The sequence below is a fragment of the Nocardia sp. bgisy134 genome (assembly GCF_965341865.1).
Classification (GTDB): Bacteria; Actinomycetota; Actinomycetes; order Mycobacteriales; family Mycobacteriaceae; genus Nocardia.
This window is the reverse complement of sequence record NZ_CBDQZP010000008.1, coordinates 68,150-82,353: the sequence shown is the minus strand read 5'-3', so window position 1 is coordinate 82,353 and position 14,204 is coordinate 68,150. Positions and strand designations below refer to the sequence as shown.

The following is a 14,204-nucleotide window of genomic DNA, read 5'->3' as shown; positions in this document are numbered from 1 at the left end:
TTCGCATAGCAACTCTTCGAAAGCACTCGGCCCGGGTTCTGATCGAACCCGGGCCGAGGCTTGTGTTCAGTTGGGAGCCGCGTCAGTTCTTGCGGCCGGGGGCCTTCGCACCCGACTTGAAGCCGAGGCCGCCCGGCTTGGCGGCCGGGGGTGCGGCGACGGAGCCGTTGCCGGAGGTGCCGTTGGTGGGCTGCTCCGGTGCGGGTTCGGCGGGGGCTTCCGCGGCGGGGGCCGGGTCGGCCGGAGCCGGCTCGGCGGGGGCCGAGGTCGCGGCGGCGCCGGGGGCCTTGGGGCCGGGGCGTTTGAAGCCGGACTTCATGGCCAGGCCCTTGGCGGCGATGGTCGGCTTGACTTCGGCGGGGGCCGAAACCGTCTCGGCGGCAGGCGCTTGGGCGGTGGGAGCCGACTCGGTCGCGGGAGCGGCCGTTGCCGTGGCGGGAGCCGCGGCTTCGGGTGCCTTGGTGCCGGGTGCCTTGGCGGCGCCCTTCATCGCCAGGCCCTTACCGCCGGGTGCCTTGGCCGCACCCTTCATGCCCAGTCCCTTGACGGGCGGGGCGGCGGGCGCTTCGGCGGCGGGCGCGGATTCGGGAGCCGCTTCGGGGGCCGGAGCTGCTTCCGTCTTCGCACCGGGTGCCTTCGCAGCACCCTTCATCCCGAGCCCCTTGCCGGGTGCCTTGGCCGGACCCTTCATGGCCAGACCCTTGACGGGCGCCGCCGGGGCTTCCGCGGCCGGAGCTTCGGCGGCCGGAGCCGCCGCAGCCTGCGCACCCGGCGCCTTCGCAGCACCCTTCATGCCGAGACCCTTGCCGGGTGCCTTGGCCGGACCCTTCATGGCCAGACCCTTGGCAGGCGCGGCCGAAGCTTCCGCAGCGGGCGCTTCGTCGGCCGCAGCCGCGGCCTTGGCACCGGGCGCCTTCGCGGCACCCTTCATGCCGAGACCCTTGCCGGGTGCCTTGGCCGGGCCCTTCATCGCCAGGCCACCACCAGCCGGAGCCGCCTTGGCCGGTGCCGGGGTCTCGGTCGCCACCGCGACAGGCTCCGGCTCGGGCTCGGCCTCGGGTTCGGGTTCGGTCTTGGGCTCCTGGATGACGGTCAGGTTCTGGGTCAGCGTGGCGGGCTCGACACGGGTGATGGCATCGAGCATCAGCTGCGCGACGTCGACGACCTCGACACCCTCGCCCTCGCCCTTCTCCTGACGCGCGGTGACACCGTCGTTGAGCATCACCCGGCAGAACGGGCAACCGGTCGCGATCTTCCCCGCACCCGAACCACCGTTCGACGCGGCCAGGGTCGACAGACCCTCATCGACCCGGTCGATGTTGATCCGCTTGCCGAGCTGCTCTTCCATCCACATCCGCGCGCCACCGGCACCACAGCACATGGACCGCTCACCATGACGCGGCATCTCCACCAGCGTCGAACCCGAAGCTTCCATCAACTCACGCGGCGCGTTGTAGACCTTGTTGTGCCGGCCCAGGTAGCAGGGGTCGTGGTAGGTGACGTTCTGGGTCACCGACGCCACCGGGATCAGCTTCTTCTGCCGCACCAGACGATTCAGCAACTGCGTGTGGTGCACCACCTCGTAGCTGCCACCCACCTGCGGGTACTCGTTGTTGAGCGCGTTGAAGCAATGCGCACAGGTCACCACGATCTTCTTGCGGCGATCCTCCACACCGGCGAACACCGAGTTCAACAACTCGATGTTCTGCTGCGCGAGCTGCTGGAACAAGAACTCGTTACCCGCCCGGCGCGCCGAGTCACCGGTGCAGGTCTCCTCCTGACCCAACACCATGAACTTCACCCCCGCGGTCGCCAGCAACTCGGCCACGGCCTTGGTGGTCTTCTTCGCACGATCCTCATACGCACCCGCGCAACCAACCCAGAACAGGTACTCATAACCGTCGAAGCTGTCCGCGTCCCGCCCGAACACCGGGATCTGGAAGTCGAGCTCGTTGATCCAGTTCAGACGGTCCTTGGCGTTCTGACCCCACGGGTTGCCCTTGTTCTCCAAGTTCTTGAACAGACCGGCCAGCTCGGAGGGGAACTCCGACTCGATCAACACCTGATAGCGGCGCATGTCGATGATGTGATCGACATGCTCGATATCCACCGGGCACTGCTCCACACACGCACCACAGGTGGTGCACGACCACAACACCTCCGGGTCGATGATGCCGCCGACGTCCTCACCACCGACCAGCGGACGCGCCGCCTCGGCGCGAGCCGCTTCGGAGATCCTGGCCAGCGCGGCCTCGTCCGGCTTGCCCTCGGCGTCGACCAGACCGACCTCCTCACCACCCATGTCCGTGCGGCCACCGGCCAGCAGATACGGGGCCTTGGCATAGGTGTGATCACGCAGCGACATGATCAACAACTTCGGCGAGAGCGGCTTACCGGTATTCCACGCCGGACACTGCGACTGACAACGACCACACTCAGTACACGTGGTGAAGTCGAGAATGCCCTTCCACGAGAAATCCTCGATCCGACCCGCACCCAGGGTGTCGGTATCGGGGTCGACGTTCTCCATATCCAGCGCCTTACCACCCGACATCATCGGCTTGGCCGCACCCAGCGCAACCCCGCCATCGTCCTCACGCTTGAAATAGATGTTCGGGAAGGCCGAGAAACGGTGCCACGCAACACCCCAGGTGACATTGCGGCCGACCAGGTACAGGAACGCCATACCGGACATCAGCTTGATGAACGCGAAGATCGACACCATGACCGGGCTGGCGGGCAGCAGCTTGGCCACCTGCATGGTGAAGAAGTCGGTCGCGGCGTTGGAGTGGTGGTAGGTCGCGATCTTGCCGGCCTTCACGAAGATCATGCCGAGGCCTTCCATCAGCACGATCGTCTCGATGACGTAAGCCGGGGCGAACTTCGAGCCGCCGAAGCGGGAAAGGCGCTCGGGAACCCGCGGGTGGTTCAGCTGACGGATGGCGATCAGCGTCACGATGCCGACCACGGTGGCGATGCCGAGGATCTCGTCCGCCAGGTGGTAGATAGCCCAGCCGCCGACGACCGGCCAGTGGAACTCGGGGTCGAACGTCTGTCCGTACGCCTCGAACCACAGTACGAAGCCGGCGAGGAAGCCGATCATCACGAGCCAGTGCGCCCAGCCGACGGTGCGGAACTTGTTCATGCGGGTGTGCGCGATGAACTCCACGAACATCTGCTTGAAGCGCGGGAAGAACGGTCGCCACCGATCGGGCGCGCCCTGTCCGACCATGATGGTGCGAGCGATGTTCCTGACGCCGCCGAAGAACGACGCCCAGCACAGGAGGCTGAGCGCCGCTCCGAATGTGCCCAGCGTCACTGTCAGGGCATTCATGTCGCGACCTTTCTTTGAGGCAACACGAGCGACTGGTGCGGCAGGCATGCCGTACCGGTTGGTCGTATCGTAACTGCCAGTAAGTTACTCGCCGGTAACTTATAGTGTCTATCGTACGATCGGTATTTGAGGTCCGCCCCCACTTGCTGGGGCTTGACCTGATATTTACTTGTGATCAATCTCACATAGATTCTCGAAGTCCGTCGTGAGATCAGCCGGTAACCACCGTAAACACCGAGCAAGTCACACCAATCGGTAAGGACAGGCTTACTCGGCGGAATCTGCTAGGGATCTCGCTTCTGGGCGCTCGTTCGATTACGCTCACGTCGTTCTGTTTGCCACGCCTGTCTTCGCACCGCTCGGGGAGAATCCGTAGGGGCCGACCGTCTTTCGGGTTGAATGAGCTCTCGCGTGTCGAAGCGGCGTGCGGACAACAACCCTGTGATGGATTGGAAACTGAATTGAATCTCCGCAGAACCACCGCGGCCGCCGCGTTGGTCATTGGCGCGATGACCATCGGTATGGGTACTGCTCACGCCGAGCCCGCCGACCCTGCGCAGGCCATCAACTACTCGGTCAAGCTGGTGGACAAGACGGTCGTGACCACGCTCAAGGGGGGGACCTTCGAGCTGGCCAAGTCGTCCGATGATGTCAAGGAAAACGACATCTACCTGGTCAAGGACGACGCGGGCAACACCGTCATCGAGCTGCCGCTCGACTTCAAGGTCGCCGACATCGCGGTGCCGGTGAAGCCGGAGCTCAAGAACGACGGCAAGGTGCTCGAACTGACGCCGGACCAGAACGCGATCCCGGCCGACCAGAAGGCGAGCATCGCGACCAACACGGTCAACGTCGTCGCCAAGCCGATCGCCTCGCCGATCGAGAACCAGCGGGCGCAGAACGAGTTCGCCAGCCAGTTCGGCATCGCCACCGCCGTCGGCGGCTTCCTCGGCACCGCCGTGGGCGTCATCGCGGGCGGCGTCATCGGTTGCATCCTCGGCCTGCCGCTGCTCGGTGTCGGCTGCATCCCGGCCGCCATCGCCGGTGCGGGCATCGGCGGCATCCTGGGCACCATCGCCGTCGGTGGCCCGGCTCTCGCCGTCGCGGGCATGGACCTGATCAACACCCTGCAGGCTCCGGAAGGCACCACCAAGTGGGCCGACAAGCCGAAGGCTGCGCAGGCCGCGAACTGACTCGGCTCTTCACGTACGACCGGCCTGTTCCCTTCGGGGAGCGGGCCGGTCGTCGTTTCGCGGGTCTTCTGCCCGACGGCAATCCCCAGCGGCTCAGCTCGGCAGCTCCAGCGAGCCGTGGAAAGCGACCTCCCCCAAACGGGTTCCCAGCTCGCCGTAAGACCGCTCCGCCATCTCGAACGTGCCGTTCTCGCGGACCAGCAGGACCGTGCTCGCCCTGGTGCCGTGCACCCGATGGGCGATGAATCTCGCCGACAGCGCCCGTTCCATCTCCGGCGGGACGCCGGTGTGCGGCAGCTGATCGTCCGGGACCTCGGTGTGATCGGAGAGCACGTCGTAATACCGGTCCAGCGCACCGGGATCGGATTCCACCACCTTGCGCAGTTCGGTCAGGCCGTCCTGCACCTTGGGCCAGATCCGCTCGGGCGCCTCGAGTTCGGCGCCGGGCGTCGCCTCGGCCGACGTGACGAAGGTGCCGTTGGAGAGTCCGTGGAAGCCGGGAGCGAGCGGTTGCGGTGGATTCGCGCTGCGGTTCGAATGCCACCACAGCGCAGCCAGATCCGAGATCACCAGGTTGTACCCGTTGTAGTCGTCCGGCGCCGCGGCGACCTCCCGAGCGTACTTTTCCGGGCTGGGAAATTCGCCAGAGGGTTGCCTGTCGTCGCCGCCGCGCAGGAAATCCATCAGCAGAGCGCCGCGTGAACGCGCGTCTGCGCGTTGGTCATCCGGATTTCGGACGTTGGTCACCGCGGCGAAGCGATTGTGTGCACCCGCCACGCTCATCCCCAGCCAGGTGCCCGGAGGATCGCCCTCGCGCCTGCCGATCGCGCCCGTGTCGCGCCCCGCGAGCAGTCCGGGCACCTCCGGCCACCACCGCATGGATTCGGTCGGCCGGGTGTAGAACTCGTCGCGGTTGGCCGCCACGATCAACCGGTAATCCGGGTGTGCGCGCCAACCGATCAACACCAAACACATGTGGTCCAGAATGCCGGACAGGCCCCGCGCGGTCATCGGAAAGGGCAGCGGAAAAACGGTGCGAGACAGCGAAAAGGCCGCCCGCGCGAACGCAGACGGCCTTTTCGGGCAAACATGCTCAGTTGGTGCGGATCCGCAGCCCCGGGTTGTCGGAGAGGACCACGCTGACCGGCTGCGCGAACAGCTGCGGCGCGTTGCCGGTGAGCGCGCCGATCAGGTTGGGGATCTCGCAGATCGGGTAGTCGGCCACCGACGAGGCGCTGGAGATGCCGAGTGCGAGACGGCCGGTCACGATCGGGCCGCCGCTGTCGCCGGGCAGGGCGCAGATGTTGGCCGAGAAGCTCTGCGTCAGTTCACGATCGCCGACCTGCACGGTCTGGTCGACGGCGTTGACGACGCCGCAGCTGAATCCGGTGCGCGAACCCGACTTGCAGACCGGGGCGCCGACCACCGGGGTGGCCACGCCGTCGACCGCGATCGGCCCGGCGCCGGGCACCTTCACGCTGTTGTTGGAGAAGCGGTCCGCGAAGGAGTCGTTGATCCGGATGATCGAGTAGTCCTGGTTGCCGAGCACCGACTTCTGGAACACGCCGAGCTGGGCGCCGCGCCGCTCCTGAGGCAGCAGCTCGTGCACGGCCGACGGGTTGCCGAGGTCCGGGTTGCAGTGGCCCGCGGAGATGTTCACGACGTTGCCTGCGCGGTCGGTGCCGTTGAAGCCGAACGAGCAGCGCAGCTGGCTTCCGCCGCCCACCGAGGCGTAGCCGTCGCCGCCTGCCAGCGCGGCCCGGTTGTCGCCCTCGGCGATGGCGGTGCCCTGCGGCAGCAGCTCGCCCGCCACCGGCGGCGCCATCACGATGACCCGCGACGGGTCGACGAAGCTGGGCATCGGCAGGCCCGCCTGGTCCACTCGCACCGCGATGCTGTTGTTGACCGTGTCGATCACGACGCCGCGCACCAGGGCCGCGACCGCCTCGGGCTGGCTCTCCAGCCACCGATCGAACGCGCTCTTCTCGCCGCGCAGCGCCGCTTCGCTCTTGGCGACGTTGCGCACCTCGAATCCGGCCGATTCGGCCGCCTTGCGCGCCTCCTCCGCGCCGGGCCCCTGCGCCACCGCGACGATGGCCTTGCCCGCGTCGTCGAGCCAGGCGCCGCCGAACACCCCCGGGTACTGGCGCTGCGCCGAGGTGGCGAAGGCCGCGACCTGCTGGCCGAGCTCGGCGCGGCGCAGGTATTCCTCGGGCGAGATCTTCAGGTCACGGGTGACCGCGGCGATGAGATCCGAGGGCAGGGCCGGGGCGGGTTCCGCGTTCGCCACTGCCGCCGTCGGTCCGAACAGCATGATCGCCGCCGAGGCGGCGATTACTGACTTCCGGAATCTTGTCTGTCGCGCAGCTGATCGGGGTTGACCCATACGTGGCAGGAGCATGTCCAGACTATATGGGGTCCGGCCCGGTATTCCCACCCGAGCGGGGACCCCATTTTGCCTAATTCGGACTAATCCGGCGATGCGTCGGTCATCCGGCATTCGGACGGGTCCGAACCTGGATGCCGCTGCCGAGCCCGCCGCCCGCGGACTCGTCGATGTCGGCGAGGATCGCGCGGATCGGAATGCCGAGCGTCGCCGTGCCGCCGTACGGCGCGAGCGCGAGGTTCGCCTCGCTGCAGTCCGGTGCGTCGGCGGCGTTGGAGCCGCTGGTGATGCCGAGCGCCAGGGTGCCGGAGACGATCGCGCCGCCGCTGTCGCCGCCGAGGGTGCAGGCGGAGCTGGCGAAGCCGCGGATCGTCTTGCTCTCGCCCTCGGCGGTGTAAAGCTGCGTCTCGACCCGGTCGGCGACCACGAAACCGCAAGTGAATGTGGACGACTGGCCCGACTTGCACACCGGTGCGCCGGTGATCGGATCGGCGGTGCCGGTGATCGACAGGGTGGTGCCGTTCGCGCCGCGCACCGAGGGCTGGTCCATGCCCGCCCGGACGGCGCGGTCGTTGAGCTTGATCACCGAGTAGTCCAGCGCGTTCTGCCCGCCGAGCTTGGCGTTGACGAAGCTGCCCAGCTCGGGGCTGTTGGGGAGATCCTTGAGGTTGGGGAGGTAGACCCCGGCCTGCTGGTTCGCCTTGCCCACGTTCGGGTCGCAGTGGCCCGCGCTGATGTTGAGCGCGTTGCCCGCCGAATCCACGCTGTTGAAACCGAAGGAGCAGACGTCGACGTTGCGCAGCGAGGAGTCGTGCAGCGAGCTGGGCGCGCTGATGTAGGTGTCGCCGCCCATCGGCCTGCGCTCGACGGGGCCGCCGTTGCCGGGGGAAAGGATGACCTTGATGTTGGCGATCAGGGTCGGCAGGTTCAGCACGTGGCCTGCGGGGGTGTTAGCGACGCTGAGCACCAGCTGGCTGTTCAGGAAGTCGATGGCCACCGAGTTGATCGCCGCGGACAGCTCGCGCGGTAGCGAGGTGATCCACTGGTTGAGCTGCATCAGCGAGCCCTCGAGGCTGTCCGCGGAGACCGGGGCGAGGCGGGTTTGGTAGCCGTCGTCCGCGGCGATGCGGGCGGCGTCCGGCGAGGTCACCGCGACGACGGCCTTGCCGTCGGCGCCGATCCACGCGCCCGCGTAGGAATCGGGGCGTTCGGAGCGGAAGTCGCGGGCGTAGTCGCGAAGCTGCTGGGCGCGGGCCGCGCGGTCGAGGTATTCGGTGGGCGTCATCTTCAGATCGCGCGCGATCGCCTGCACCAGTTCCGCGGGCAGGGTATCGGCGGCGAGCTGGGGCGGCGCGGGTTCCGCTGTCGCCGTGCCGGACAAGGGGGCCAGAAGAACGGTCGCCGCGGCCGTGAGAGAGGCAGCCTTGACCGCGGCGCGACGCGCCACCAACTTGCGCATGAAGTCCCTTCGTCGGCACGGAAGTGCCAGCTAAATCCGTGGGCCGTCGGCGGCGAACCTCTTGGCGCACAGTCCTCGATCAGCGACCGACCGGTCGTCGCGATACATCGGACGGACCGGTCAGCGCTTCACTCTAGGGCACAAACCCCTTCCGTTCGCTACTAATCAGCGAGGCCGTGTGTTACCGGGTGTCTGCCACTGCGGGTTCCACCATTCGTACGGGTCGTAGGACGGGTACGGGTACCACGGGTTGGTGTTGCGGGCGGTGGTCGGACGCGAGGGCGCCGTCGTGGTCGGCGTGGTGGTCGGCTCGGTCGTCGGAGGGGGCGTCGGCGAGGGCTCGACGGTCGGCTCCGCTTCGGTGGTCTCGGTGATCACCACCGGCGGCTCGGCGACGGGCGGCGGGGCCACCGGCGGCGGGGCGACGCTGCTCGAGGTGCCTGACTGCGCGTCGCGCACCGACGGAACGGCGGGGGACTCCTCACCGCGGAAGAGCACGGCGACGCCGATGCCGCCGAGTACGAGTCCGATCAGCGCCGCGACCGCGATCAGCACCGAGACGCGGCGGCGGTCGCCGGACCGTGGCGTGGGCGCGGGCGCCGGCGTTTCGGGGGCCACTGTCTCGACGAGCAATTCGGTCGGCAGCGGCGTCGCGGTCGGCATCGCCGCGGAGTAGGCCTGCATACGGGTTTCGGCGGGCACCGCGGGAATGATGTCGGTCACCACGGTCGAGTTCTCGGCCGCGCCCGGATCCGGCGGCGTCGCGCCCGCGGGGGTGGCGAGTACGGAGGCCAGCGCGGCCCGCGCGGCGTCGTAGGCGAACGACTTGCCGGGTTCGGCGGTGTCGACTGCGGGCAGATCGGCCTCGCTGACCAGCACAACCGATTTCAGACCCAGGTAGTCCAGCGCCTCGCGCAGCGACTGCACCTGCTGAGCGGGCCAGGAGCCGGGGTGGGTGGCGTAGAACTCCGCTGCGCCGCTGAGGTGCTCGGTGGTCAGGTTGATCAGGCAGAACAGGGCGGTGGCGACGAGGTCCTCCGCGCGATACGCCTCGCCGTCGTCGACCGAGATACCCGCGGGGTTGCCGACCGCGCCGACGAAACCGGTGATGGAGTGTGAGTGGTCTGTCGGCGCGTCGCCGCCGAGGACGGTGTCGCCGTCGTCGGACATGTGCAGCACCGACTCTCGGACGACGTAGTGCAGGTCGCCCGAGTCGGTGACGATCGCGGCGGTGCAGTCCTCATCGGCGATCCGCAGGCCCACCCCTGTGGCCATCACATTCCTCGTTTCGGCTTCGATCGGCCCGCCCCGGGCGATCACACGAGCAATGAGCCGTGTCCCATGGCGCGGAGCATTGACAATAACTCCGAGCGGGATCGCGCACCGATCCGACGTCGGATCCGCGCGACATGGTGCTCGACGGTCTTGGCGGAGATGTACAGCCGCGCACCGATCTCCCGATAGGTCAGTCCGAGCAACACCAGTTCGGCGACTTCCCTTTCCCGTTCGCTCAGGATCGCGGCGCCGTCCCCGGCGGGATCGGGCGCGCTGGACGTGCGCGGTGCGGCGGCGGACTGTGGCACCGGCTGCTCCTGCGGTTTCGACTCGGCGCGCACCATGCGGGCCAGCTTGAGCAGCGCTGTCGCGGTCGCGGAATCGGCTGCGGACAGGGCGGCTTCGCTGGCCAGCCTGGCCGCGTCCCAGGTGAGGCCGATCTCGCGCAGTCCGTTGACGGCCACCTCGACCGGTTTCACCTCGACCTGCCCGCGCAGCACGAGCACCCAGGTGCGGCCCGCGTCCACCAGCACGGCCGCGTGCCGGTCACCCGCCTCGGCCGCGGATTTGAGCAGGCGCGCGTGCGGCAGCAGCTCCGCCGGGCTCTCGTGGGCGATGGCCGCCTGCACGCCGTACCAGTGGAAGGCGTTGGCCCAGGCGGGCGGCTGATCGAGGCGGTGCAGCAGGCTCAGCGTCGCGTCGACGAGCGGCGTGACGCGGCGTTCGTCGCGCAGCCGGATGCCCGCCAGCCACAGTTCGCCGATCGGCAGCACCGTGAGCAGGTCGGCGTCCACGTCGTCGAACAGCGGGTAGGCGGCCTGCCAGGCGCGGGTGAGCGCGGCGTGGTCGCCGCCGCGGCGCGCGAGACCGACCGCGACGCCGTGCGCGAGCAGCCGGTCACGGATGTCGAGCTGGTCCCAGCCCAGGGCCGCGACGGTGTTCGCCGCGGCCTGTTCGTCGCCGCCGAGCATGGCCGCCCACGCGGCGAGCACCTGAAGTTGGTGGCAGCGCAGACCGCTGGTGGTGGCCCGGCGCAGCGCGTCACCGGCGCGGCGCGGCTCACCTGTGCTCAGACACAGCAAGGTCGCGATCGAGACGGCCGTGCACGGCAGGAATCGGTCGACGCCGGAGTCGGCGTGCGCGGCCTGGATGAGCGCGGAAACCGCGCTGGGCGTTCCGCTTCCGTGATCGGCGAGGGAGTCGGCGAGCGCGGTCGCGATCAGCCGGGCGTGCGAGCCCGCCTCGGTCGGCGGCCAATTGCCCGCCGCGCCGGACAGTTCGGTCGCGGCGGGCACATTGCCCGCCAGATACAGCACGGTCGCGCCGACCGCCCAGTCCGGGCCGACGCGGTGCGCGCCGAGCCAGCCGTAGAGCTGTGCGGCCCGGCCGACGAGTCCGCGCCGGGTCAGCACGCCCGCGCAGATCCGCACGGCGTCGGAGAGATCGGAGCCGTCGACGCCCGCCCTGGCCAGTACGGGTTCGGCCAGCCGCATGGCGGTCTCGCCGTCGCCGGTGCGGGCGGCGGCCTCGGCCCAGCGCAGCCCTATCTCGTTCGGATCGGCGCCCGCCGCGGCGGCTGCGGCGTAATAGCGGACCGCCTCACGTCCGGCGTGTTCGGCTGAGGTGCAGAGGAATTCGGCGAGGCGCGGGTCGCGGACCCCGGATTCGGCGAGCAGCAACGCGGTGTGGTCGCGCAGCAGGCCCGCGTCGAGGCGGGCGGAGAGCAGCCTGCGCTGCACCGCGACGAACCTGCGGTCGCCGAGCATGGTGCGCAGCGGTGCGACGGCGGGGGCGAGCAGCAGGTCGGCGTCGGTCACCAAGGCGGTGGCGCGGGCCCGGTCGATGAGCGTCTGTGCGGCAGCCGATTCGACGCCGAGCACTTCGGTGAGTTCGCTGGAGTCCAGCCCGGTCCCGGTGGTCGCGACGACCAGGGTCTCGAGCAGATCGGGTTCGAGGTTGTCCAACTGCGAGCGCGACCAGTCGGCCACCGCCTCGTCCACGGTGCGGATCCCGGCGTCCAGGCGCGCCGAGCAGGCGGCGGAGAGCGCGGCGACGACGCCGCCGCGGATACCGCCGGTCTGCTGATGAATGTGCTGCGCGACAGGACGCGGCACCATCATCCCCAATTCCCTTGCGAAGGGCAGGATGTCGGCGACACCGAGCGGTCGCAGGTCGACGATGCGCCCGCGCCGGGCCACCGCCTCGGCCAGGGCGCGCAGGTGCGCGTCGTGCGGGCGCGGCTGCACCGCGATCACCGCGGTGCAGTTTCCGGATTCGACCGCCGTGCAGAGCGTTTCGAGTTCGGACGCGCCCAAGGTGTGCGCGTTGTCGATGATCAGCGCCGGGCGGGGCGCGTCCGGGTCGGCGCTGTCCACCTGGCCGTTCGTCGACGCGTTCGGTCCCGGCGCGGCGACGTTGTCCTGTAGGGGAATACCGCGTCCGCGCAGGCGCGTGCGGATCACCGAGAGCAGGGTGGACTTGCCGGTGCCCGAGCGGCCGCGAATCAGGTAGACGGCGGGTTCCTGCTCGGCGCTGTCGAGTTCGCGCAGGATGTCACGGGCGCTCGGGAGAGTGTCGAACGCCGTGTCAGCCACCGTTGCCCCCGAGGATCTCGCCCGGCGCGCGCAGCACCGTGCCGACCGCGCCGCCGACTCCGTCCACCACATCGCCGAGCGGATCGGTCAGCACTCCGGTGGGGACGCTCGGTGCCTGCGGTTGGTGGGGCTGGGGCTGTTGTGGTTGCGGAGCAGGAGGATTCGGTCCCGGTGTGGGTTGCGGCGCCGGTTGCGGCGCGGGCTCCCCGGGAGCGGTGGCGGCGGGTGCGGGCTGCCCCTGGGTGGGCTGCCCAGGCGCGGGCTGGTTGTTCACCACCGCGACCGTGCTCGAGCCAGGGGTCGAGTTCGCCGCGGAACCAGGCTGCGGCGCTACGGGTTTCGGTTGTTGCGGGGTGCCGGTGCCGGGATCCGCCGCGGGAACGTCCGATGCCGGAGCGCCGGTGCCGCCGGGCGCCGCGACATCGGCGGGCCCCGGCGAGACGGACTGCTCGGGAGAGGGCGAGTTCGCGGGTGACTGCGCGCCGGTGCCGATCGCGACGGTGCCGGTGGCGAGCAAGCCGATGACCACGGCCGTACCCGCGACGATCGCGGCGCGCCGGCGGCCGGTGAGCCTGCGGATCCGGGACTTCGGCAGCTCCTTCTCGGCGCCGCGGCCTGCGCGGGTCGGCCGGTCGACGGCGGGCAGTTCCTTCGTCTTCGGTGCGACGGCGGTCGCGGGAACCTCGGCGAGCGCCGCGACCGGGGCGGTGTCGATCGCGCTGTCCATCAGATCCCCGGCCAGCGCGGCCGCCCCGCGAGCGCTGGTGTTGGCAGGCTCGGGCGCGGCGACGACCGGGAGACCGAACTCACCCGAGATCAGCTCGCCGACCAACGGGATCGCGCCGCCGCCGCCCGTCAGCAGGACCCGGCCGATGTCGCCGACGTCCAGTCCCGCGCGGTGCACGGTGTCGCGAATGAGGTCGAGGGAGGTGAGCAGCGGGCCGCGGATCAGTTCTTCCAGCTCGCCGCGCACCAGACGGATCTGGTCGCCCACACCGGAAGCGGGGTCGAGCCGGACCGGGACGACCGTAGCGGTATTTATGGAAAGCTCTTCTTTCGCTTTTTTGCAGCGCTCTCGCAATACCGATAATTCGCGTTCCACGACCGGGTCGAACGGATCGAAATCATTTCCACGCAATGCGTTAGCCAGCACGTAACGCATGGTCAGCAGATCGAATTCCGAACCGGCGACGTCGGTGGAACGCAACGAGGCCAGCAGCGCAGTCTGAGTTCCGGTGCGCACCACCGAGACCGTGCACCCGGTCGCGCCGAGGTCGTAGACGACCAGCGCGCCGTCGCCGAGCGGACCGTGCGCGGCCTCCAGCCACTGCACCGCCGCCGTCGGCTCTGGGACGAGCGTCACATCGTTCAGGCCCGCCGAGTCGAACGCGGTGCGCTGCACGTCGATCGTGTGCCGCGACCACCACGCCGGATGGCAGGCGACCACGGCATCGGGCTCTTGCCCTGTGGCATGGGCGATTTCGTCGATCAGACAGGTGACGGCCGTCGCCACCAAGTCCTCCGCCGCATGCGCGGAACCATTTTCGGCCAGGATGTCGACCGGATCGCCGACGCGAGCCAGAAACCCTTCCAGCACCGCATCACTGGAGTGTCTTCCGGTGCGCCGCGCGCCATTCCCGAAGGAAGGCGGGGCGTCCCGGCTCAAACGCAACACACTCGGGTGGTTCGCGACGGTGCCACCCGCGGCCGGCCCGGCCTGGGTGTCGCCGATCTCTCCCGTCGTCGCCACGGCGACCGAATTCGACGCCCCGACCTTGATGCCGAGCGCCAGACGCTGTGTCATTGGTGAACCTCGTTAGGGGAAAACCGTGTGATCCGGTAGTCGCTGCTGGGTTGTTCGGTGGTGCGAGATAGCCGAGTGATCCGGCCGACCTGTCAGATCTGTCGGTAGCTGGGGAGCCGCCGTTACCGGGTAGGGGAAGGTGCGGGGTAATTCCCCTAA

The 14,204-nt window shown here is 69.2% G+C and carries 8 protein-coding genes; 1 reads left to right on the top strand and 7 read right to left on the bottom strand.

All coding sequences use genetic code 11. From position 1 onward, the window contains the following. Positions 1-82 precede the first annotated feature (82 nt). Positions 83-3,334 (bottom strand): (Fe-S)-binding protein, encoded by a 3,252-nt coding sequence (locus ACRWNM_RS15955; RefSeq protein WP_431968144.1) that lies wholly within the window; start codon positions 3,332-3,334, stop codon positions 83-85. A 521-nt stretch (positions 3,335-3,855) separates the two neighbouring features. Between ACRWNM_RS15955 and ACRWNM_RS15950 the strand changes: the two genes are divergently transcribed. Then, complete coding sequence (locus ACRWNM_RS15950) at positions 3,856-4,527, top strand: hypothetical protein (RefSeq protein ID WP_431968142.1); 672 nt, start codon at positions 3,856-3,858, stop codon at positions 4,525-4,527. A 93-nt stretch (positions 4,528-4,620) separates the two neighbouring features. Here the strand turns inward: ACRWNM_RS15950 and ACRWNM_RS15945 are convergent, their stop codons facing one another. The 6 genes from ACRWNM_RS15945 to ACRWNM_RS15920 form a co-directional block, all read right to left on the bottom strand. Further along, positions 4,621-5,538, bottom strand: a complete 918-nt coding sequence (locus tag ACRWNM_RS15945) for an NRDE family protein (RefSeq protein ID WP_431968140.1) — start codon at positions 5,536-5,538, stop codon at positions 4,621-4,623. Between the two features lie 82 nt (positions 5,539-5,620). Further along, entirely contained in the window at positions 5,621-6,841 is a 1,221-nt protein-coding gene (locus tag ACRWNM_RS15940; RefSeq protein WP_431968138.1) for a S1 family peptidase, read from the bottom strand. A 175-nt stretch (positions 6,842-7,016) separates the two neighbouring features. Then, the gene (locus ACRWNM_RS15935; protein ID WP_431968136.1) at positions 7,017-8,372 is read right to left on the bottom strand and encodes a S1 family peptidase; all 1,356 of its coding nucleotides are present in this window, start codon (positions 8,370-8,372) and stop codon (positions 7,017-7,019) included. A 165-nt stretch (positions 8,373-8,537) separates the two neighbouring features. After that, the gene (locus tag ACRWNM_RS15930) at positions 8,538-9,647 is read right to left on the bottom strand and encodes a hypothetical protein (RefSeq protein ID WP_431968134.1); all 1,110 of its coding nucleotides are present in this window, start codon (positions 9,645-9,647) and stop codon (positions 8,538-8,540) included. 41 nt (positions 9,648-9,688) lie between these two features. Next, positions 9,689-12,241 (bottom strand): LuxR C-terminal-related transcriptional regulator, encoded by a 2,553-nt coding sequence (locus tag ACRWNM_RS15925; protein WP_431968132.1) that lies wholly within the window; start codon positions 12,239-12,241, stop codon positions 9,689-9,691. Next, a complete protein-coding gene (locus ACRWNM_RS15920; RefSeq protein WP_431968130.1) occupies positions 12,234-14,045 on the bottom strand; it encodes an Hsp70 family protein in 1,812 nt (603 codons plus the stop codon). The genes ACRWNM_RS15925 and ACRWNM_RS15920 overlap by 8 nt, the downstream gene beginning before the upstream one ends. Between the last annotated feature and the right edge of the window lie 159 nt (positions 14,046-14,204).